This window comes from Phycisphaerae bacterium, assembly GCA_019636475.1.
In the GTDB taxonomy this organism is placed as follows: Bacteria; Planctomycetota; Phycisphaerae; order UBA1845; family UTPLA1; genus JADJRI01.
Window position 1 is genome coordinate 34,469 of record JAHBXN010000014.1, and the last position, 22,393, is coordinate 56,861.

Sequence of the window (22,393 nt, forward strand, 5' to 3'; positions counted from 1 at the left end):
GTGTGACGACACTGGATGCGACATGGAGCACGACGATTCCGGGCTTGGCGAAGGCGCCGGGAGCGGGAGCGGACGGTCTGAAGCCGAATCGCGAGGCCGGTCGGGATGTGCTGCGCGAGCGCGTCGGCGAATTTGTCGGGAACGTGTTTTACGGCACGCTCATGAGACAGATGCAGTCGTCAAAGCTCAAGGGGAAGTACTTTCATGGCGGCCGCGGCGAAGAGGTGTTTCAGGGCCAGTTGAACCAGGAACTGGCGACTCGAATGGGGAAATCGGTCGCGGACCCGATCGCGAAGAAGATGTATGAGGCGTTCGCGCGATTTGGTCGGGATTCGGCCGGCAGCGAGGTAAAGCTGGGCGTGGCGGCGGAACGTTCGGCGCGGAAGGCGAACGCTCGACCGACCACGACTGTTCGGCCGCTTGTTCAGAATCAGGCGTTCGTGCTGGCGAGAGGTGAATGATGACGACATCGGCGCAGCTGACATCGCTTGCGGATGACATGGCGGGCGTTCTTGAAGGTCTGTGCGGCATTCAGGATCGGTTCCTGGCGGCCATCGAGCAGAAGCTGGAGGCGATGCGGCGATGCGATGTATCCGCGATGAGCGCGGCATCGGCGCTTGAGGGGGAGCTTGCGGCGGACGCCTCGCTCCTGGATGAGCGCCGATGCTGGCTTGCGGTTGAATTGTCCAAGGCGCTGGGCCTTCAGATTCCTCCGCGTGCCGATAGTGTGTCACTCCGTTCGCTGTGTTCGCGGCTGGATGCCGCCCGGGGCGGTCGGCTTGCTGAGGTGGGTGCAAGGCTTCGTGAGAAGATGCTGCGCGTGGCTGAGTCAAATCGCGTGGTTGATCTGGTCTGTCGCGAGATGATGGCGCATTTCAAGGCGATGTTCGGCGCGATGATCCTCGCGGACGAGTCACCGAAAACGTATTCGCACCGCGGGGCGATTGAATCGCGCGGACAAGTCTCGGTTCTCGATGCGGTGGGTTGATCGATGGGATTGAGTTCAGCACTGGGAATTGGGCAGAACGCGCTTGCGGCCTATCAGGCCGCGATGCAGGTGACCGGCCAGAATATCGCTAATGTCGGCACGCCGGGGTACACGCGGAACACGGCGCAACTCGCGTCCGTCGCGGGTGCGACGATTCGCGCCGGGCAAATGGGCAACGGCGTCCGCCTGCTTGCGATCAATCGGGCGATCAGCGAGTCGCTCCAGACGCGGTTGCGCTCGGCGACATCGGACAAGGCATCGGCCAGCGCGGAGCGCGGCACGCTCACGCGGCTTGAAGGCATTCTCGATCCGCTGGGGGATTCGAATCTCGGTTCGCTCCTCTCGGAATTTTTCGGCGCGGTGGGCGATCTGGAGGCTAATCCGGACAGTGCCGCGACGCGGAGCATCGTCGTGACCACGGCGGATCGGCTTGCAAAGCGGATTCAGCAGGTCCGTACCGATCTGATCAACCATCGCATCGACGTCAACAGGGATATCGAGTCGTCGGTTGCGTCGGCAGATCGACTGGCGACTGAGATTGCGAATCTCAACATTCAGATCAGCGTCGCGGAGGCCGGTGGCACGGGACCGGCTTCGGCGCTTCGTGATCAACGCGATCAGTTGCTTGGGCAGTTGTCAGAGATTTTCAACATCACGGTGCGCGAGCAGCCGGGCGGCGCGGTCAACGTGTATGTCGGGAATGAGTCGTTGATTCAATTCGGACAGTCATTCGGCCTGAAGACGGAGATGGTCTCCGACGCGAACGGCCTGCCGACGGTCAATGTGCGGCTGAAGCTGAATAATGGCCTGATTTCGACTTCAAGCGGGCTGGTGGAAGGTCTGGTAAGCGCCAGGGATCAGCACAATCAGCTCCAGTTTGACCGGCTCGATCAGATCGCGCTCGCGTTGATCGGTGAGTTCAACAGGATTCACTCGGGCGGCCAGGGGCTTGCGGCGTTCAGCCAGCTCACGGGCACGAACGGCGTGATTGATTCGACAGTTGCCTTGGACACGGCCAACAACGGACTGCCCTATCTGCCCAAGACCGGGTCATTCTTCATCAATGTCCGTGATGCGAACACGGGCGAGGTGGTGGCAACACGACAGATCAATATCAATCTGGACGGGCTGGGTTCGGATACGACGCTGGATTCGCTGGCGGCTGATATCAATGCAAATGTTCCGAACCTGTCGGCGACGGTGCTTTCAAACGGCAGGCTTCAATTGTCCTCGGCTGACGGCTACAGTTTCACTTTTCTGGATGACACATCCGGTGCACTTGCAGCGCTGGGGCTGAACACCTTCTTCACCGGCTCCGGTGCGGTCGATATCGGCGTCAATCCCCTGGTCGCGGGCAATGTCAACTACCTTGCCGTGGCCCGGCCGACGGACAACCCGGCTTTCTTCACGGGTGACAACAGCAATGCACTCCGATTGTCGGCGCTTCAGGATCAGGCGATTGCGAGCCTGGGCGGCGCGTCGCTTAACGAGTTTTACAACTCGTCCATCGCGGCGCTGTCGGTCGGTTCGTCGGCGGCGGCCGGCGCGGAGAAGGCCGCCGGCGTGATCTGGGATTCCCTGACGGCGCAGCGTGAGAGCATTTCGGGCGTCAACCTGGATGAGGAAGCGGTGAATCTGATGCAGTTCCAGCGGGCGTACGAAGGCGCTGCCCGTTATATGCAGGTGGTTGATTCGATGCTTCAGACCCTGTTGGGCCTGTTGAGATGAGGACGGGCGGCGGGTTCACGGAGCCTAAGTTCAAGGAGCCTGGGTTTTAGGATTGGTGAGAGCTGAGTTCATGTATATCTCTTCTGCCGGAACATTATCGCGCGTCTCGACGAGCCTGAGGACATTCACCCTGTTGTCCCAGCTTCAGAGCAACACGCTGCGCATGTTTCAGGATCAGCAGCGCCTGTCGTCAGGCAGACAACTGCTGTCGGTGGGAGATGATCCGATCGCGGCGGAGCGCATCGCGCGAATGACCAAGTCGCTGGAAGGGCAGGACCAGATTCTGGCAAACCTGCGCAGCGCGGACAGCTTCCTTTCGGCGGCTGACTCGGCGATCTCGGACCTCTCGGATCTTCTGAACGACGCGGCGCGGATCGCGAGCGAGCAGGCGGGGAGCCTACAGAGTGCTGACGAGCGCGCGGCACAGGCAACGATCGTTGAGGGCATCATCGCCCAGCTTCAGAACGTGGGAAACCGTCGATTTCAGAACCAGTATCTTTTCGGCGGCCGGTCGCTCGATCGTGCTCCGATCACTGATGCATCGGGGCGTGCGACGTTGATTGCCGATCAGGGACTGCGATCGACAGCCGTCGATTTCAGATCGACGCTGCCCTTTAATCTGACGACAAGCGAGCTGTTCGGGACGGGGGAGCAGGTCATCGGCGGGGCGACGACCTTCGATGTGCAGCTTTCGGGAGGCGGGCGGATCAGCGAACTGTCCGGCGCGACCAAGACGGGCGTCAACCTCGGCAGCATCGACATCACGGAAACGGGGCCGAACATCACTTTCCGCGTGGACCTTTCTGGTGCGGAAACGATCGATCAGATCATTGCGCGGTTCAACGCGGCGGCATCCGGCGCTGGCAGCGGACTCGTGCTGGCGATCAATCCGGTCGATGGCGCGGCATTGCGAATTACGCCGCCGCCGGGCAGCGGCGTCGCGGTGGTGGAAGTCGGCAACGGCACGACCGCGTCTGATCTTGGCATACGGAAGACGGTCGGCGCGGGACTCACGCTGGACGGCAACCCGGTTAACCGGCGCATGACGCTGACGACCCTGCTTGCCGATCTGGGGCCGGGCGGCATCAGCCTGCCGAGCGGACTGGAGATCAAGAACGGGCAGATCAGCCGCACCGTGCTGTTCACGGGCGCAACGACCGTGCAGGACGTCCTGAATCGAATCAACAACGCCGGCGCGCATGTGCGGGCGCGAATCAACGCCGCCGGCGACGGCTTCGAGCTTGAGAATCTCGCGGCTGGAACGGTGCTGGTGATCGGCGAGAACGGCGGCAGCGACGCCGCGACGCTGGGTCTTCGCACGTTGAGTTCGAATACACCGCTGTCTCGATTGAACGGCGGTCGCGGCATTCATCCGGTTGAAGGCAACGACTTACGCATTACGAATGCGAATGGCATTTCGTTCGAGGTCGATTTGAGCGGCTTGACGACGCTTGAGGCGGTGATTGCTGCCATCAATGCGGCATCGTCAACGGCCGGCGCAGGCATCACTGCGGCGGTGGCGCCGAACGGCGCGGGGCTGCGACTGACGGGGCCGGCGGGTCCGGATCCGATCACGGTGTCGAGTCCGAATCCGCCGCTGTCGCCGGTCGCGCAGGAGCTGGGGCTGAACGTGGCGGGAACGTCGACGTTGCTGGATGGTTCCGCGGTCGGTGGATTCATGCAAGCCGGCGTGTTCAGTGCCCTGTATCAGCTGCGCGATGCGCTGCTGGCGGATGATTCGCAGGGTATCACGGTTGCGGGTGGTTTGATCAACGCGGCCCAGCGGCGCCTGTCGAGCATCGCCGGCAAGGTGGGGGCGCGGTCTCGCGACATGCAGAGCCGGATGAATCAGTTGGAGGACGCGGTCTCGGCAACGAATGCGTTGCTGTCGGACATTCGAGACGTGGATTTCGTGGAGGCGGTCACGCGCTTCCAGCAGGCCCAGACGTCGCTGCAGGCGAGCCTGCAAGTGGGTTCACAGACTTTCAGTCTGTCGTTGCTGAATTTCCTGCGATGAATGGACTCATCGCGAGCAACGGCGGTTTTGTCTTTTTTGGGAAGGATCATCCGGGAATCGGTGAATCGGCCAATGGGGCCGCGGACCGAGCGACCGGGAGATCAGCGATAGAGGCCGCGAACCGGCGGCCGGGAGCACGGTGACATGATGATCCAGACTTCAAGGTTCGGAGGAATTGAAGTAGATGACCAGCGGTTCCTGAATTTTCCGAAGGGGCTGCTGGGTTTTCCGGATGACCGCGAGTACGCGCTGATCCAGACGGGCGAGGACAGCGCATTTTACTGGATGCAGGCGGTGCATCGACCTGAACTGGCGTTCGTGGTGTGCGACCCGCGTTTGTTCGTGCCGGACTATCGCATCGCGATCAAGACTGAGGATCTGGCCCAGATCGGCCTGGCGGACACGAGCGGCTCGCAGGTTTTTGTGATCGTGAACAAGGTCGAGGACATGCTGACGGGCAATCTGCAGGGTCCGCTGGTGATCAACATCGCGACGCGCGTGGGCAAGCAGCTCGTGCTTTCGGACAAGAAGTATTCGACCCGACATCCGCTAATGCGGCTGCCCGGTCAGCAGTCACAGCAGCGCGCGGTCAGCAAGACGGCCTGAGCACCGGCGCAACGCAGGCTTTAAGGAACGCCTATGATGCACAGGGCGAGGCGTCGGTTTCGGCCGACGGGGCGAGTTTGCTCACGGTGCGCGATGGGCTACGAAGGAATGGTGAGTCAAATGTCAGGACGACACCCGCGGGCTCGCGTCGACGGTCCATCGCGTCGGCGTGGCTCTGGAGGAGCCAACCATGTTGGTGCTATCGCGTCAGCGCGATGAAACAATCATGATCGGAGACGACGTGGAAATCACCGTCGTCGACATCCGTGGCGACAAGGTTCGCCTCGGCATCACAGCGCCGCCGCATATTCCGGTGCATCGCAAGGAGGTTTACGAGGCGATCAAGCGGGAGAATCGGGCGGCGGCAAACATCAAACCTGAAGATCTGCCGGAAGGGTCGCCTCCGCGCGGGCCGCAGCAGCCGCCAGGGTCACAGGGACCGCAGCCAGGTACGGGACGGAAGCCGAAGCAGGACAACCAGGGCAAGGGTTCATGAGTTCTTGATGCCGTCGGCCACGGAAGGCTGATTTCGGCGACCTTACGATTCGGCGCCTTGGGGCGCGATCGGATCTTCACGGAGGAATGCGTATGACACGCATTAATACGAACACGTCCGCACTCGCAGCAGTGCGGAACCTATCCCGCTCGCAGCGATCGCTGCAATCCTCGCTTGAGCGGCTCTCGACCGGCCTGCGAATCAATCGCGGGGCGGACGATCCGGCGGGGTTGATCATCTCGCAGAACCTCCGTTCAGAGATTGAATCTGTTCGGCAGGCGATCGCGAACTCGCAGCGCGCCAGCAACGTCATTGCGACGACCGAAGGCGCGCTGGATGAGGTGGCGAACCTGCTGAATGACATCAAGAGTCTGATCATCGAGGCGGCCAACAGCGGCGCGGTGTCCGATGATGAGATTCGGGCCAACCAGCTTCAGATTGACGATGCGATCAATTCGATCACACGGATTGCGAATACGACCACGTTTGGCGGACGAAAGCTGCTTAACGGCTCGCTTTCGTACATCACCAGTGGCATCGTCGCGACACAGATCACCGACCTCAACATCAGCAAGGCGCAGCTGGGCACGGCGCCTTTCCTCCCGGTCGAAATCAATGTCATACAATCGGCACAGCGGGCACAACTATTCTTCCCGGTCGATGTGCTGAGCGGCTCCGTCACGATCGAGCTGGCCGGCCAGAACGGCGTGGACTCCATCGCGCTTCAGTCCGGTCAGACCGCGTCGCAGATCCTGGCCGCGATCAACAGCAAGACGGATGCGACCGGCGTCAGTGCGACCTTCATCAACGGCAATGCGGCTTCGGGCATCATCCTCACCTCGGTCGGCTTTGGCAGCGATGCGTTCGTCAGCGTGCAGGAGATCGGCGGTAACGGCGCGATCCAGGCGCTGTTTGAGGACGAAACCGGTGCACAGAAGGCCCGCGACATCGGCCGCGACGTGTCGGCCACGATCAACGGCGCGGGTATCATCGGAAAGGGTCTGAACCTCGCGCTGAACAACAGCGCACTGGGCATCGAACTTCGGATTCAGGAGGCATTCAACACAAACGGGTCGGCCTCATCGTTTGCAATCGCCGGCGGTGGCGCGATCTTCCAGCTCGGACCCGGCGTGGACACGAATCAGCAGGTGAACATCGGGGTCCAATCGGTCGCTGCGACCCGGCTCGGCAACGCGACAATCGGCTACTTGCAGGAGATTACCGACGCCGGGAAGTTCTCACTGACCAAGGGCGAAGCTTCACAGGCTGCGATGATCATCGAGGAGGCCATCAAGCAGGTATCGGTGTTGCGAGGGCGGCTCGGCGCCTTCGAAAAGAACACGCTCGATACCAACGTGAATCAGCTCTCGATCACGATGGAGAATCTGACGGCCGCCGAATCAAGCATTCGCGATCTGGACTTCGCGATGGAGACGGCGCAGTTGACTCGTAACCAGATTCTCGTGAGCGCGGGAACGAGCATCCTCGCGGTCGCCAATCAAACGCCGCAGTCAGTGCTTTCGCTGCTTCGCTAGTTCGACCGAGCGTTCGCGCACGGACGCGCTTCCCTGACGCGCCCGGCGATCAGTCACAATTCAACGCCCGCGGCAGACGTGTCGCGGGCTTTTCTCATTCTACCGGGATTGCGTTCCAGTATACTGTGGCCGATGTCGCGACAGGGGATGTCATTTGATAAACAGATCGCATCGCGGCGCGCGCTGGGGCAGGTCTTCACGCCGCGAGCGGTGGCGGATTGGATGACGGCGTGGGCCTGCGCGCATGGGCCGAGATCGATTCTCGATCCTGCCTTGGGGCCTGGCGTCTTTGTCGATGCAGCGGCGTCTTATTTCGCCTTCCGTGGCTTTCCAGATCGACCGTCGGTGGATGCATACGATGTGGACGCTGCGATGATCCGCTCGTTTTGCGCTCCGGCGGAACTGGGCGTCGTCACGTGCCGATGCGAGGACTTTCTGACGGCCGAGCTTCCTCGGGCTTACGAGGCGATCCTTGCAAATCCGCCTTATGTGCGGCATCACGCTCATCGTTACGGCGAGTCGGTATTCGGTCGATTTGATCGGCTTTGCGGACGTCGCCTCAGTCGACTGACGAATGTTTATGGGCTGTTTCTGCTTCGCATCTGGGAAGCCCTGGCGCCCAGCGGGCGGGCGGCGGTCATCACACCGGCCGAATGGCTGAACGCCGACTTCGGAGCGCCGATCAAGGCATTTCTTCTGGAACGGAACGGACTCGACGGTATCGTGCAGTTTCCACATGCTTCGAAGGTGTTTCAGGATGTCATGACCACGGCAGCGATCACACTGTTGCGGAGGGGCCGTGGCGATGACGAACCGGTTCAATTGGCTACGGTCGAGACGGCCGGAGGACCGGACGATCGCCTGTTGGAGCGTGCGCCGGGTGTTCCTCGGAGCGTGCTTGATCCGAAGCGAAAGTGGACGCCGCTGTTCGAAGCGCGCGGGCAGGGTTCGACAAGCTTAGGGGGCGGACGTTCGCGACATCGCTCGGTCAGGCCCGTTGCGGACGCGATTACGCTAGGGAGTCTGGCGCGGTGTGTTCGAGGAATTGCCACGGGAGCCAACCAGTACTTCACGCTTCGCGAATCGGATCGGATGCGACACGGATTGGATCGCGCGGATTTTTCGATTTGTGTGACGAAGGCGCAGTCCGCGATCGGATCAGTCTTCTCGCTCGATGACGTGGAACGATTGATCAAGGCGGATCAGCGGATTTATCTGTTGAGTCCGCGCGAGCCGCTCAGCGAGCCGGTGCAGGCGTACCTCGATTGGGGCAAATCTCTGGGAATTCACCGGCGGTATCTGCCCGCGCATCGGCCGGTGTGGTTCAGGCCGGAGCACCGTCCGGCGGCGCCGATCTGGGTGTCTGTGTTCGCGCGCGGCCGATTCAGGTTTGTCCGGAACGAGGCAGCGGCACTGAATCTGACGGCTTTTCATGGACTGTATCCTCGGACCGACGCCGCCGCGCTCATGGAGCGTTTGTTCGAATACCTGACAAGCGATGCTGCGCAGGATGCACTGTCCTGTCATCGGCGGATCTATGCAGAGGGACTGCTGAAACTGGAGCCTCGGGACGTGGAGGCGATTGAAGTTCCTCGAACGCTTTTCGGCGCGAGTCAGTTCCCTGTCACCGCGTTGAGGAATTCCTCGATGCGCGGACCATAGCTGGGGTCGAAGATCACGCTGTAGGTATGCAGGCCGGAAAGCGGCACAAAGTACTTCGGCGTGGTCGCGAGATCGAATAGCTCCCTCGCGCTGTCGAAGGGGGTGATTGTGTCGTCGCGTGATTGCAGGAAAAGCTTCGGAACGCCGATGCGGTCGATGTGAGAGAGTGGGTTGAGGTCGGCGGGAATCCGTGTATACGCCAGAGGCGAGGGCGTGATGCCGAGCCCGATGAATGAGAGCGGCGGCAAGGATTCGGTGATGAAGCTGCCCTCGAGCATAACTCCCACGACTCGTTCGGGGTCATCCGCGGCGATTGCCATGGTCGGCAGGGTGCCCATGGAGAGTCCGAACATCACGATCTTTTCGGTGCCGGGCTCGGTGCGTTCCAGCAACTTCGCGAACGCCAGCCTGGCATCAGAGAGGATATTGTTGATGGTGATGACACTGAGATTCTCGCCGAATCCCTGGTAGTCGTAGATGAAGACATGGTATCCCATATTGTGCAGTAGTTCATAGTGGGCGAGATGGCTGCTGCGATTGTTGACGGCTCCGTGGCTGATGAAGACGGTTCCCTTCGCATTTTCAGCGGGAATGAACCATGCGAAGATCGACCCGGCGGGTGAGCCGATGCGGACCGTCTCGAAAGTCAAACCGAGCTGGGATGGCAGGGGATAAACAAGGTGGATCGCCGGTAATGGGAAGATTCCGCTGTCTGTGACGAACGCGCCGCAGCCGGTGCCGCCGAACAGGGCGATCAGCGCGGCGGCGAGCATTGCAAGTCGCGGGCGTCGTCGGGCGGTCTTACGGGACGGGGGAGGCAACTGATTCGGGAGCATCTTAGGCCGATCGGCACTCGGGCCGGCATGTCCTGGACAATTGGCTTGCGCAGCCTGCGAGGGTCGACAGGATTGGGTCAGGAAACATCAAAGCGTATTTTAGCATGGCGGCTGAGATTTCAAGCGCTGGCCGACGCGGTCGTTTGGTTTGAAAGCCGTCCTGCCCGCGATTAAACTCATTGAATAATTCGGAACATTCGGGCGCGCGGATCGAAAACCAGAGGCCTGGCACAGCCATGAATACACGTCAGCAAGTTCGTGAATACCTGTTCGGCACACTGATTCCGACGGAGCGCCATGCATGGCCGGCGGATGACGTGAGTCTTTTCGATCACGGCATGGACTCGCTTCGACTGATGCAAATGCTGGTGTTCGTCGAGGATACGCTGAAGGTCCGCCTGCCGGACGAGGAGGTGACACCCGAGCGGATAGAAACGGTCAATTCGCTTGTCGAGTGGATCGACTCCCGGCGATGATTGAAAATGATGGACGATTCCTCGCTGTATACCCTTCTTGAGAACGCCGCTTCTCGGCACGGCAGCCGGCCATCCGTCGAGTTCGGCGGCACAAGCCTGTCCTATCGCCATCTGCATGCGCGTGCGTCGGACTTTGCGGGATTATTGGAGTCGGTTGGTGCGGGGCCGGGTGTGCGCGTCGCGTTCTGCTTCAGAAAATCGATCGAGGCGATTGTTGCGATGTTCGGACTGATCCGGGCGGGGGCAACCTATGTGCCGATCGATCCGGCCTGGCCCGCAGAGCGAGTGCAGGCGATTGTGGGCGACGCGGGAATCACCATCTGGGTCGGCAGCGGCAATCCGCCGGCCGGCGTGACAGGTGTTGAACTTGTATTCGCGAATCCTGATGAGTCCGCCATGGCTACCTGGGGCGAGCGTTACGCGTGGCAACCGGCCGCGGAATCGCGTTCTCCGGAGCGGGGCGTGGCGAACATTCTCTATACGTCCGGTTCAACCGGCAGGCCCAAAGGTGTCGAAATCACGACACGCAGTCTGCTGCACTTTTCGGAATGGGGCGCGGACTGTTTCGAATTAGGACCGGAAGACCGGCTCTCCAACCACGCGCCGTACAATTTCGATTTATCCACATTCGATATATTCGCGGCGGTGCGGGTGGGGGCGACCATGTGTCCCGTACCTGAATCGCTCAAGATGTTTCCCTATCGTACGGCGAAGTTCATTGCCGAGCAGGGAATCACCACATGGTATTCGGTTCCGTCGGCACTGATCATGATGCAGCTTCGCGGCCGGCTCCCGGAGCACGACTTTTCGCGGCTGCGGCATGTGATCTTCGCGGGCGAGGTCATGCCGAAGCCGGCGCTGCAAGCGCTGTCGATGGAGATTCCCCACGTTTCATGGACAAATCTCTACGGGCCGACGGAGACGAATGTCTGCACATGGCATCGGTGTACGGGGGCGGATATCGCGGACGACGGACCGGTGCCCATCGGCGTCGCCATTCGCGACACGCGCCTGTGGATCACTGATGAGAATGGTCAACCGGTCGGAGAGGGGGAATCCGGTGAGTTGCTCGTGGCGGGGCCGACAGTGACGACCGGCTACTTTGGTGACAATGAGATGACGCGGTCCAGGCTCTGCGCCGTCCCGGATGGTGGGGGACTGAGGTACCGCACGGGGGATCGGGTGCGGCGGCGCAGCGACGGCGTCTTGCTCTTCGAGGGACGCATCGATCGAATGATCAAGTGTCGGGGACACCGGATCGAGCCGGGAGAAGTGGAAGCGGCGCTGCACCGTCATCCGGCCGTGAAGGAGGCCGCGGTGGTTCCTGTCGCCGATCCGGTTTTCGGCAACCGGATTCGCGCCTGCGTATCGGCCAAAGCCGGTGCCGCGCTCGATGAAGCGGGGCTGGTGGCATTCTGCAGGCCGCTGCTGCCCGGGTACATGATGCCGGATGAATGGCACTTTTCGCCGGAGCTGCCCCGGACAGACCGGGGAAAAATCGACCTTCAGGCTCTGATGCGTGCCGGTTCGTGATTGCGTACGGGGCGAAAGCGCGGAAGCGACATTTCGTTGAGCTGAGTGATCGGGCGCTGGTACAGGACGATGCTTCAGCGAGGCTTGAAATGCAAAGGATGCTCGCCTTCCTGTTGATCCTGTTTCTCGCCGCCTGCCGTGACCGTGACGAGGCAACCGGGCCGATGAGCCGGCCTGCGGCCGCCGCCGATCCGAACCCGATTGCGACAACAACGGCATCGGAGCCATCGAGCTCGGTCACATCAACCGCACCCAACTCATTGGCGGCGAAGAAGCTCTCCGAGCGGCGGAAGATCGAGCGCTTGATCGAGCATGTTGAATCGCTGGAGGGCGCGGTTTTCATTCGTAACGGCGATGAACACACATGCCGCGAGGCGGCCGGTCATTTGCGTGACAAGTGGCAATGGAAGCGCCGCGAAATCCGGACGTCGCGCGATTTTATTCGCGTGGCAGCGACGAAGTCGTCGGTCAGTGGCCAGCCCTATCTCATTCGCTTCAATGACGGCCGTGAAGTGAGGAGCGACGAATATCTGCTGAAGGAGTTGAAGCGAATCGAGTCTGGATCGAATTAGGCGTGCCGGGCACTGGCGCTCAGACTCGTTCGATTGCCTTCGCCGTTCTGGCCACGGAAAGAAACAGCGCCTGCTCAGCCGGTGAATAGACGCGCTTCCGTCGCGCGACGACCTTCATCGCGACGGCGAGCGCCTTTTGCGGCTCGTTGATTGATCGGCCGTCGTCCGTCAACCATGTGAAACTGGGCACGAATTTCGGCGGGTGAGAACTGGCGAACAGATTCGCGGCATAGCCGACGATGCAGCCGGTCGGCAGGACGGTGTTGATCCCGGTCTTGGCGTGGTCGCCGATGATTGAGCCGATGAACATTTCTCCGGTATCGATTTCCGAACCATTGAGGGCGACTTTGATTGATCCGTAGGTGTTTTTCAGGTCGCTCGTGACCGTGTCCGCGCCGAGATTGACCCATTCGCCGACATAGCTATGGCCGACGAAGCCGTCATGCTGCTTGTTCGAATAACCGTGGAAAATCGCGCCCTCGATTTCGCCGCCAACCTTGCAGAAAGTGCCGATGCTGGTTCCGCCACGGATGTTGGCGCCGGCCTGCACGGTGCATTGGTCGCCGATGAAGCAGGGGCCGGTGACTGTCACATTCGGCGCGATATTGACGTTCTCCCCAATGTGAATCGGACCGTCTTCGGCATCGAGCACGGTGCAGGGTTTGATCTTCGAGCCCTTGCCGATACGGACCGCGGAATCGTTCAAGATGTGCGCTCCGGCATAAACGTTACCCAGAATTTCGCCGCTGCCCAGCGCCAGAAATTGACGATTGATTTCGTCCGCGTTTGCGTGGATCAGTTGCCATGGATAGCGGATGAGGCGAAACTCGCCAGCGGTTGCTTCGAGGCGGCGCAGATTCGCCGTGGCGGCACGGAGCTTGTCGTGATCGAGCATCGTCTGAACCGTCCACGCCTTTACGGCGGCGGCGGAGAGATTTGCGGCGACGAGCGTGTCACCTTGCCAGATCGCGCAATCCGGCGGCAAATCGATGCGCTTTGAGAGTAGCACGCGCCCGTTGATCCAGAGCTGGCGATCGGAGGTTGGAGCGGCATTGACGGGCAGGGACCAACGCTCAACCATGACCGGCGCGATCTCCGGCCTCACGAACATTGCATTGATCGGCGCGGCGTAGGCGTGTTCGATCTTGTTGCGAAGATTGTCAAACCCGCAGCGGAGATTGAACGTCGCGCGGGAATAGACGAGGGGAAGCAGATCGCGATAACCGGCGTCTTCGAACAGGACGATCGTCATACAGGTCGATTATACGATCGACTGCTTTCGCCGCGAATGGGAAATCGGCGATCAAGGTTTCGCCCGGTGAATTGAAAACGGGGTTGAATTCCGAATCTGCATTCCAATGGACGACCGCGCGAGCGCGAGGTCGAATCGGAACTGGAGCCGGGTTTGCGGCGCTCGCCGGTGCGACTTTCCAGGGCCGGGATTGTATCATGGTCGGCGACGGTTGCGGAAATGCTTGCCGATGAGTGAACACATGAATGAGTCGTTTTCCAGGTGGCTTGACGCCATGCACGTTCGCGAGGCGTCGGATCTGCATCTTGTTCCGGGCTACCGGCCGACTTACCGGATTCATGGTGAGCTCATACCCGCGGCGGACGAAGTGGTTGAAGGACAATCGCTGCTGGCGCTGCTCGAGCCGATTGTTCCGCCTGCGATGCGGAGCCGGCTGGGGCAGGGCGATCTGGATTTCGCATTTCAGTTTTCCGGTGCGACGCCCGGCGGGCGTGCTTGCGTGAAGCGGTTCCGGGCCAATGTGTTCTCATCGCGCGGTTCATGCGGTGCGTGCTTTCGGGCCATTCCCGAATCCATACCGACGCTGATCGAGCTGGGCTTCGATACGGCGCTGGGCAGCCGGTTGTCCATGCAGAAGGACGGCCTCGTCCTTGTGACTGGAATCACGGGCAGCGGCAAGACGACGACGCTGGCCGCCCTGATCCAGATGCTGAATTCAGGCGGGGGCTATCGAATCATCACGATTGAAGAGCCGATCGAATATATCTACCCGCAGGACGGCGCGAGCATCATCACCCAGCGGGAGGTCGGTTCGGATGTGCCGTCGTTTTATGAGGGTCTTCGCTCGGGACTGCGGCAGGATCCCGATGTCATTCTTGTCGGTGAGATCCGCGACATGGAGACGGCACAGCTCGCCATCTCCGCGGCGGAGACGGGGCACCTCATCTTTGCAACCATGCACACGCGCGATGCAAAGGGGGCAATCACACGATTGATTGATCTGTTTCCCGGTGAGCGGCACGACGACATCCGGGCGCAGCTTTCAATGAGCCTGCGGTTTGTCGTTGGGCAACATCTGCTGCCATCGGCGATCGGTGGGCGTCGCGTTCTGGCGATGGAAGTGCTCGGTGCGAACTATGCGGTCCGCAATGCGATTCGGACCGGCAAGATTGAATCGATCGAATCGGCGATTCAGAGCGGCCGGGCGGATGGGATGTTCACACTCGATACCGATCTTCGACGGCTGGTCGGCGTGGGTCGAATCACGCTGGAGACGGCTCGGGCGTACGCCAACGATCCGGACGAGTTTTCCGGGCGGTGACGGGGCTTGCCGTCGGAAGTGCTGGACGGCTCACTTCGATTGTGCCCGCGGAAGCATCGCGAGACATGGGTTGATTCAATCTCAATTCCGGCTGAGTTGTGACGGATCGGCGCGATCGATATAGTCTCGCCCGATGTCCGACCATTCGTCACGATTTCTCGGGTCTGCCCGACTTGTCGCATTCTGCACGCTCCTGTCGCGGGTCACCGGTCTGGCTCGTGACATGGTGATGAATTATGCCTACGGGCAAAGCTGGGTGCAGGACGCATTCAATTACGGATTCCAGGTGCCTAACCTGTTTCGTCGTCTCTTCGGGGAAGGGGCGCTCTCCGCCGTCTTCATCCCGGTCTTTACCGATGTCCTCGATAAGAAGGGTCGCGATCGGGCCTGGCTTCTGCTGGGGCGCGTGGCGGGCATCATGACGCTGGTACTCGTGGTGCTGCTTGTTTTGCTGGAGCTGGTCGCGCTTGTCGTCTATTGGCGTTCGCCGGGCGGGACCATGTCGACCCTGCAAATCGGGCTGACGGCCGTGATGCTGCCCTTCATGGTGGGTGTATGCCTCGTCGCGCTATTCTCGAGCATCCTCAATTGTCTGAACCACTTCACCGTGCCGGCGTTGCTGCCCATCGTGCTGAACGTGGTGAATATGGTCGGCGTGACGACGGTCGGTCCGCTGATGTTCGGCGAGCAAATCGAACGTCAGGTTTACGGCGTGGCTGTCTGCGTGCTGGCCTCGAGCGTCATTCAGTTGTTCATGATCTTCCCGACGCTGCGCCGATACGGCGTGCATTTTCGCCTGTCGCTTGATCATCGCGACGAGGACTTGCGAACCATTCTGCGCATGTTCATTCCCGTGATGCTGGGTCAGGGCGTGCTGCTCTTCAACGTGTTCTTTGATGCCCAGATTTGCACAATGCTGACACGCGGTCCCGGAGATCCCGCGACATTCACGCTGTTCGGTACCTCAATTCGCTATCCGCTTGAGGAAGGCGCGTTCTCCGCCGTGACGAATGCACAGCGCTTGTATCAGTTTCCGCTCGGCGTGCTGGCGATTTCGCTTGCAACGGCGGCGTTTCCGATGTTTAGCCGATTCGCGAGCCGGCGCGATCTCGCAGGCCTTCGTAGCGCTTTGACGCAGGCGCTTCGGCTGGCGGTGTTTGTCGGGCTGCCGTCAGGGCTTCTGATGATTGTGCTTCGCGAGCCAATCGTCACGCTGCTCTTCGAGCGAGGGCGTTTTGATCATTCGGACACCGTGCGGTCGGCGGCCGTGTTGATGTGGTATGGGCTGGGTATGGCGGCATTCTGCTGCCAGCACATACTGCTTCGCGGCTTCTACAGCCTGAAAGACACGATGACGCCGATGTGGGTCAGTTGCTGGCTCGTCGGATTGAATGCGGTGATGAACGTCGTACTGCTCTGGTGGATTGGCGAAGCGGCTTTCGGCGTGAGCACATCGATCACTTCGTTCCTGCATGTATTCATTTCGACGATGCTTCTGCGTCGAAAGCTGCAAGGGCGAATCGGAGCAACGGCATTGGCCGGATCCACCGCAAAAGCCGTGACGGCCACACTGCTGGCCTGTGGGGTGGCCCACATGGTGCTGTCTCGCCTGCCGGAGGCGGGCGTCGGTGGGTGGCCGCGAATCGTCCGGGATTGCACGATGGTCTTCGGGCCAGCGGCGGCGGCCGGGCTGGTGTTCATCATCGTCGCTCGGATGCTCCGAATGGACGAGCTGGGTTGGCTGTTCTCTCGCGGCAGGAAATCGGTCGACACAGTGTGAATTACCCGAACGCGCCCTCGAACGAGCATGCCGTTTGAGGCTATACTATTCGGATCATGCTCGATTTCGCGGCGATCACCGTCGATCCGGATTCGCTCCCGCAGCTCACCGATCTGCGTGAACTGTTCGAGCGCTCTGCGCCGATTGAGCTTGAGATCGGCTGCGGCAAAGGCGGCTTCCTGCTCCGGCAGGCGCAGACCCATCCGGATCGCAACTATGTCGGCATCGAATGGGCGAACAAGTTCTTCAAATATGCCGCTGATCGTATGGCGCGTTGGGGTGTCGCCAATGTCCGTCTGATGCGAACCGATGCACGCGAGTTTGTGATGACGCGCCTCGCCGCCGGCAGCCTGGCCGCGCTGCATATTTATCATCCGGATCCGTGGCCCAAGAAGCGGCATCTTCGCCGGCGATTGATCCAGCCGGCCTTTGTCGATGCCGCGATCCGTGCGCTGGCGAGTGGTTCACGGTTGGCGATTCAGACGGACCACGCTGACTACTTCGAACAGATCAAGGCAGTGACCGCGGCTCGAATTGAGCTGGAGGCGGTCGATTTTCGCGACGAGGATTTCGGCACGGCCGAAGGCGATGTGAAGACCAACTTTGAGATCAAGTACATCCGCGAGGGCCGCCCGATCCATCGGCTCGCGTTCAGGCGACGATGATGTTGTACCGGGTGATTACATTCCTGCTGCTGCTTTGCATTCGCGGCTACCAGGCTGCGATCCGACCATTGCTCTTTGGCCATTGCCGATACATTCCGACCTGCAGTGAGTACGCCATCGAAGCAATTGAGCGATATGGTCCGCTTCGCGGCATGTGGATCGGTCTGAAGCGAATTTTTCGCTGCCATCCCGGACGGCGAAGCGGCTACGACCCGGTGCCGTAGCGAAATGCGATGAAATCACAATGTTCGCCAATCGTGCCGTCCACGCGGCACGGGGGATCAAGCCATCATGAGTCAAGTCACGAGCTGTCTTCTTGTCACTGTGGCATCGGTGGTCGCGCTGTGCGGTCGGCCGGTTCTGGCGGTGGATCTTCCACCCATGCCGGATTTCCACCGACACACCAATTACGCCCAATGGTACGAGTCTGTAGCCAGGGTGCCGGACAAGGATGATGCCTATTCGTTGTACGCCGAGTTCATGCCCGGCCTGGTTGACAGTCCAGTCAAGGAGAAAAACTGGCCGGAATTCGACGGTATGTTGACCGGCTCCGCCGCGGCCGACAACACGGAGGTATCAACCGGCGAGGCGGATACGCGCACGAAGCGCAGTCCGGCGCCGTGGTTCCCGAACCGGCGCGGTTCGTGGGAGCAGTCATTCAAACGCACGAAGGCCGCGCTCAAGAAGTTCGAGATGGCTTCGAAGCGAAAATACGTCGTCGCGCCGATGACCATCGATGGCGATCGTGATGACAATGCCAATCGGCTTGAGAAAACGCAGTTGAAACACGTCCCGAAGCTGCGTCAATGTGCGCAGGGCGTCATGGAGAATGCATGGCGAATCGGGAAGGATGGCGACGTCGATCCGGCCAGGTTCATTGCATCTGTCGAAACCAATATTCGCGTGGCCGGGCAGCTGCGAACGGCCCGTTTCTCCATTGAACAGCTCACGGGCTACTCGATTCGGCGGATGACCTATCAACACATTCGCTGGGCGTTCGCGCACGGAGTATTGAAGCCGGCGGACGCGGCGAAGTTGTCGACGTCTCTGGCAAAGATTGATTCTCAGCCGCTGGACGCGTCGTACTGCCTCGGAACTGAATGCGCGATCATGCTGGACAATTTGCAGTACATCTTCGGTCCCCTCGGCGGCGGGGTGAAGCTGAATAGCAATCGATATCGCGATGTGACCGGCCAGACGCTGGGCGGCGGAAATCGCTTCGCACTGGGCGCGCGCGTCGATGCCGATCCCGCCGGCACGGCAAGTGCCGTCATGGCGGCGTTCAAGACGATCGACCGACTGATGGAACCGGGATACGCCACCGAGAACAATCAGGGAATCATCGATGCCGGCCGCCAGCTTGCCCAGACGAACAATCTGACCAAGGGTATGCTCTATGGAGCCGAGGGCACATACTCGCGGATTTACACGCTTGCGGCTCAGTGCGAAGCGGAACGGCGTGCGACGCAACTGCTGCTGGCCGTATTCTCGTACAAGCCGAAGAAAGGCGACGGTAAATACGCGTTTCCGAAAAAACTGTCGGAGTTGGACAAGGGACGCGTCGGCAAGGTGCTCAAGGACCCGTTCAGCGGCAAGACGTTCAAGTACTTTCTGAATGATGGTCAACCCGTGCTCTATTGCCTCGGCCACGACGGCGAAGACGACGGGGGCCAGCACGACGAAGGTTGGAACGCCTCGACCGACTATGTCTATTGGCCGTTGCCCGCCAGCGAGGAGGCTGTGATCGCTTCGCGCATTAATCGCGTGAAGGCTGCCGACATGACGGCACTGGCGGACATCGGAGAAAAGCTGAAGGGAAAGCGCGTCACGGTGTCGGCAGTCGTGGAGAGCATCTCATCACGGCCCAGCGCGAAACACGGCGAACGGCATTCGGTGATTCTCAAGGATGGCGATGTCGAGGTGAAATTGTACTACTATGATCGGACGGCGCAGGAGATGTCGGCGTCTCAGAAGCTGGTCGAGGGTCGGCGCATTCGGGTGATCGGGGTTGTCGTCAAGGAAGACGGCAAGTGGCGAATTGAACTCCAGAACGCGCGCGACCTGGCGTACGAAGAATGACTGCAACGAGCCGGGAAGAGCAATCCGATCGGCCGGTGCCTCCCTCAACGCGTGATGAATGGCTCACTCGTCACCGGTATTCGGGGGCGTTTGAGCGCGTGGGCTACGCCGGACTGGGCGAGCGATACAACCGGGCGCTATATCGATTGCGCCATGCCCATTTCATCAGGTTGCTGCGGCGGCTGCTTCCGACTCAGGAGTGCAACGTCCTTGACATCGGCTGCGGCACCGGATTCTACATTGAAATCTATCGGTCGCTCGGGCTTCGGCGGCTGTCCGGGATCGATATCTCACCAGAAGCGGTCCGGCGCCTGCGCGAGCGGTTTCCGGGACAGGTGTTTGAGGCTGGCGACATCAGTGAGGGCCTGCCGGAAATGATTCGTGCGGGTGGCCCGTTTGAAGTGGTGTCGGCGATGGACGTGCTTTTCCACATCACCGATGACGCGCTCTGGCGACGAGCCCTGAGGGTATGCGGCGAAGCCGTCGTGCCGGGCGGGATTCTCATCGTGACGGACAATTTTCCAGCGCGCACCTTGCCCGCGACCGCAAGCCAGTCATTTCACACGCTCGACGAGCATCTCGCCGAATTGTCGCCCATCGGATTCAGATTGATTCAGATGCGCCCGGTGTTCTTTGTGTCCAATGGTCAGGTATGCGCGGACGGCCTGCGCGGCGCGGCGATGACGTGGGCCTGGCGTCACTTCTCAAGCGTGCTCGCGAAAACGATCCGGACCTTGCCGTCCGTGGGAGAGGCGGTCGGCGCTGTCGCAGGCGGCGTCCTGACGACATTCGATGCGATCCTTCAACGTCAACGGTGGGTCCGCGGCTTCTCGACGAAGGTTGCGGTCTTCCAGCGGGCGCGATCAGCGTCGTCGTTTTGAAATCACTTACGCCCGGCGAGAATTCCCCAGACGCCCATGCCGATCGCCACGGCCGACAGTCCCCCGAGGACTGACCAGTGTACAACGCCGGAGGAAATCACTCCCATGATCGATTCGGGCCATGTCCCTTGCATGGCGGCCGATGTCGCCAGGCCGAGAATGGCCATCGATAGCACGCCGACAAACAGGCAGATGTTCATCGGAAGCGTGGATGCGTCGGGACCTCCGACTGCCGCTCGGGCCGCGACCGAAGTCACCGCAGCGGCTGTGGACACCGACTCGCGCGGGGGTGTCATCGCCACGGCAGTACCGCCTTTGGTGCGAGGCCCGGTGTCCTCTTCGACGACTTCAGCCTCGACTTCCGTCTCGCCGGCCTCGGTCGGTGAGATCACGTCGAGCAGTTCGGCGCCAAGGCTGGTATCGTCGCTTTCCTGGGTAAGGTCGAGCAGCCCGCTGCCGCTCCCAACGGAGTCGAAGTCGCCGGCGCCGGAGGAAATCTGGGTTTCGCCCATGGGGTCGCTGGGCACGCCAAGCTCTTCCTCGTCGAAGACGCTGATACCGGGCCGCGTGATCTTGGTGCCTTCCTTTGCGGCCGGGCTGTCAACGATTTTCGAATCGCCCGGCTCAAGGCTGATGATGCTCGATCCGGAAAGGCCGAGGTCGGGAACATCCTCGAACGAGGACGGGCGACCCTTCTGCGGCGCCGGCGCGGGCGCCATGGACGAGCCTTCCTTGTCATCACTCGGGAGCAGATCGATCTCTGAAGAGAATTCGGTTGGCGCGCCGGCCTTCGATCCGGCTGACGGCAGTTCCTCGGGAATGTCGTCAATATTCAAAGCGCTGTCGTCAGCGAACGAGATGCCCGAAGCGCTGCCGCTGCGTTCACCCGGTTCCAGGCTTGGAAGCTGGTCCGGCTCGGGGCTTTCGTCGAGCGCGCCAAGCGACGCCGACGAGTCCGCAAGATTCGACAGCGCTGACGCGAACGATTCGTTATCGTCGAGGCTGATGATCTCCGGCGAAGCGCCATCGAGGTCGACCACGCTGCTGCCTTCCTTGGCGGCGATGTTGTCAACCTCGGATGCCTTGTAGAACACCTTGCCGGCGTCTCGGACTTCGCGGAGCTTCCCCTGCCGCACGAGCGCCTTGATCTGGTCTTCGGTCTTGCCGAGCTTTTTGCACGTTTCCTCGATCGTCAAATATCCGTTCATGGCGACGTTCCTGCGCTATCGCTCCCCGATGGAGGGAGCGGGTTGGTTAAACGGCGTCGATTCTGCTGACGGCGCTTGCTGGGCGAAAGGCTTCGCGGCGAGGCACGGCTCGCCCGTCGACTTTCGCGGCGGGTGCTCTTGCGGCGTCCACCCCGACGCCGGTTTTCAAATTACCCGGTCACGGCCGATGGCCGGTGGACTCACGGCTCGTACTGCGTCGCGGGCACTTTCGGTGGCGCGTCGGTCGTGATGTCCGTTTCTTCGAGCGGCGAATCCGGAGCGATGCCGCCGCCGGAGACGCGATTTCTGTTGTTGCGTTCGTCCTCGATCAGTTGCTTGACCATCTGCGGCGTCGGATCGCCGCAGTTGTGACTCTCGAGGTACCGGTCGTACATGTACGACCGAGCCGCGACCAGCCGCAACCGACCCAGGCTCGGCACATACTGATAGCACCAGATCGTGCTGTTATCCACGTCCATCATGAACAGGCCATAGCTGTTGCGGTCAATCTGCCCGGTAAACGCGAAAATGCCTCGCGCGCCGGCCATCGGCGAATCACCAAACGCGGGCCGCGCCCCAAAGGGCAGATCGTTTCGCAACACCATTGCCGTCGCAATGATGGCGAGCAGCATGGCAATCAACCAGAGGACCGTTTGATTCTGCCGTGTCGGTGGAACCGCCACGGACACCACTTCGCGTTCTGCGCTCATTCGTGGTTCCTAGCTCCAGTGGGTCCCCCAAGGTTTGCCTGGATATTA

General features: G+C 61.0%; 21 protein-coding genes. 17 read left to right on the forward strand and 4 right to left on the reverse strand.

Going from position 1 to position 22,393, the window contains the following annotated elements; genetic code table 11:
• The first annotated feature begins 2 nt into the window (after positions 1–2).
• The 8 genes from KF841_16225 (at position 3) to KF841_16260 (ending at position 9,032) form a co-directional block, all read left to right on the forward strand.
• On the forward strand, positions 3–461 hold the full coding sequence (locus KF841_16225) for a rod-binding protein (GenBank protein MBX3396902.1): 459 nt from the start codon (positions 3–5) through the stop codon (positions 459–461).
• Positions 458–988, forward strand: coding sequence for a hypothetical protein (locus tag KF841_16230; GenBank protein MBX3396903.1), 531 nt, complete (start codon positions 458–460; stop codon positions 986–988). The genes KF841_16225 and KF841_16230 overlap by 4 nt, the downstream gene beginning before the upstream one ends.
• A gap of 3 nt (positions 989–991) precedes the next feature.
• Positions 992–2,716, forward strand: coding sequence for a flagellar hook-associated protein FlgK (gene flgK, locus KF841_16235; protein MBX3396904.1), 1,725 nt, complete (start codon positions 992–994; stop codon positions 2,714–2,716).
• Positions 2,717–2,786: 70 nt separating this feature from the next.
• Positions 2,787–4,733 (forward strand): hypothetical protein, encoded by a 1,947-nt coding sequence (locus KF841_16240; protein MBX3396905.1) that lies wholly within the window; start codon positions 2,787–2,789, stop codon positions 4,731–4,733.
• A 144-nt stretch (positions 4,734–4,877) separates the two neighbouring features.
• Positions 4,878–5,339, forward strand: a complete 462-nt coding sequence (locus KF841_16245; GenBank protein MBX3396906.1) for a flagellar assembly protein FliW — start codon at positions 4,878–4,880, stop codon at positions 5,337–5,339.
• Between the two features lie 190 nt (positions 5,340–5,529).
• On the forward strand, positions 5,530–5,835 hold the full coding sequence (csrA, locus tag KF841_16250) for a carbon storage regulator CsrA (protein MBX3396907.1): 306 nt from the start codon (positions 5,530–5,532) through the stop codon (positions 5,833–5,835).
• Between the two features lie 92 nt (positions 5,836–5,927).
• On the forward strand, positions 5,928–7,370 hold the full coding sequence (locus KF841_16255) for a flagellin (GenBank protein MBX3396908.1): 1,443 nt from the start codon (positions 5,928–5,930) through the stop codon (positions 7,368–7,370).
• 147 nt (positions 7,371–7,517) lie between these two features.
• Positions 7,518–9,032, forward strand: coding sequence for an N-6 DNA methylase (locus KF841_16260; protein ID MBX3396909.1), 1,515 nt, complete (start codon positions 7,518–7,520; stop codon positions 9,030–9,032).
• Here KF841_16260 and KF841_16265 read toward each other — a convergent pair.
• On the reverse strand, positions 8,984–9,868 hold the full coding sequence (locus KF841_16265) for an alpha/beta fold hydrolase (GenBank protein MBX3396910.1): 885 nt from the start codon (positions 9,866–9,868) through the stop codon (positions 8,984–8,986). The genes KF841_16260 and KF841_16265 overlap by 49 nt on opposite strands.
• A 236-nt stretch (positions 9,869–10,104) precedes the next feature.
• Between KF841_16265 and KF841_16270 the strand changes: the two genes are divergently transcribed.
• The 3 genes from KF841_16270 to KF841_16280 all read left to right on the forward strand — a co-directional run bounded on the left by KF841_16270 (position 10,105) and on the right by KF841_16280 (position 12,449).
• Entirely contained in the window at positions 10,105–10,344 is a 240-nt protein-coding gene (locus tag KF841_16270) for an acyl carrier protein (protein MBX3396911.1), read from the forward strand.
• Between the two features lie 6 nt (positions 10,345–10,350).
• Entirely contained in the window at positions 10,351–11,877 is a 1,527-nt protein-coding gene (locus tag KF841_16275) for an amino acid adenylation domain-containing protein (protein MBX3396912.1), read from the forward strand.
• Positions 11,878–11,966: 89 nt separating this feature from the next.
• Entirely contained in the window at positions 11,967–12,449 is a 483-nt protein-coding gene (locus tag KF841_16280; GenBank protein ID MBX3396913.1) for a DUF5329 family protein, read from the forward strand.
• 19 nt (positions 12,450–12,468) lie between these two features.
• Here the strand turns inward: KF841_16280 and KF841_16285 are convergent, their stop codons facing one another.
• Positions 12,469–13,701 carry a hypothetical protein gene (locus tag KF841_16285; GenBank protein MBX3396914.1) on the reverse strand — a complete coding sequence of 411 codons (1,233 nt, stop codon included), beginning with the start codon at positions 13,699–13,701 and terminating at the stop codon, positions 12,469–12,471.
• Between the two features lie 241 nt (positions 13,702–13,942).
• Here KF841_16285 and KF841_16290 point away from each other — a divergent pair, with 241 nt between their 5' ends.
• The 6 genes from KF841_16290 to KF841_16315 all read left to right on the forward strand — a co-directional run bounded on the left by KF841_16290 (position 13,943) and on the right by KF841_16315 (position 20,427).
• On the forward strand, positions 13,943–15,022 hold the full coding sequence (locus KF841_16290; GenBank protein MBX3396915.1) for a PilT/PilU family type 4a pilus ATPase: 1,080 nt from the start codon (positions 13,943–13,945) through the stop codon (positions 15,020–15,022).
• 133 nt (positions 15,023–15,155) lie between these two features.
• On the forward strand, positions 15,156–16,802 hold the full coding sequence (murJ, locus tag KF841_16295; protein MBX3396916.1) for a murein biosynthesis integral membrane protein MurJ: 1,647 nt from the start codon (positions 15,156–15,158) through the stop codon (positions 16,800–16,802).
• Positions 16,803–16,858: 56 nt separating this feature from the next.
• A complete protein-coding gene (trmB, locus tag KF841_16300; protein ID MBX3396917.1) occupies positions 16,859–17,467 on the forward strand; it encodes a tRNA (guanosine(46)-N7)-methyltransferase TrmB in 609 nt (202 codons plus the stop codon).
• Between the two features lie 14 nt (positions 17,468–17,481).
• A complete protein-coding gene (yidD, locus tag KF841_16305; protein ID MBX3396918.1) occupies positions 17,482–17,691 on the forward strand; it encodes a membrane protein insertion efficiency factor YidD in 210 nt (69 codons plus the stop codon).
• A 67-nt stretch (positions 17,692–17,758) separates the two neighbouring features.
• A complete protein-coding gene (locus KF841_16310; protein MBX3396919.1) occupies positions 17,759–19,546 on the forward strand; it encodes an OB-fold nucleic acid binding domain-containing protein in 1,788 nt (595 codons plus the stop codon).
• Positions 19,543–20,427, forward strand: a complete 885-nt coding sequence (locus KF841_16315; GenBank protein MBX3396920.1) for a class I SAM-dependent methyltransferase — start codon at positions 19,543–19,545, stop codon at positions 20,425–20,427. Before KF841_16310 ends, KF841_16315 begins: the two co-directional genes overlap by 4 nt.
• Positions 20,428–20,429: 2 nt before the next feature.
• Here KF841_16315 and KF841_16320 read toward each other — a convergent pair whose 3' ends face one another.
• Together KF841_16320 and KF841_16325 are read right to left on the reverse strand one after the other, a co-directional pair.
• Positions 20,430–21,635 (reverse strand): hypothetical protein, encoded by a 1,206-nt coding sequence (locus KF841_16320; protein MBX3396921.1) that lies wholly within the window; start codon positions 21,633–21,635, stop codon positions 20,430–20,432.
• A 200-nt stretch (positions 21,636–21,835) separates the two neighbouring features.
• Entirely contained in the window at positions 21,836–22,345 is a 510-nt protein-coding gene (locus KF841_16325; protein MBX3396922.1) for a hypothetical protein, read from the reverse strand.
• Between the last annotated feature and the right edge of the window lie 48 nt (positions 22,346–22,393).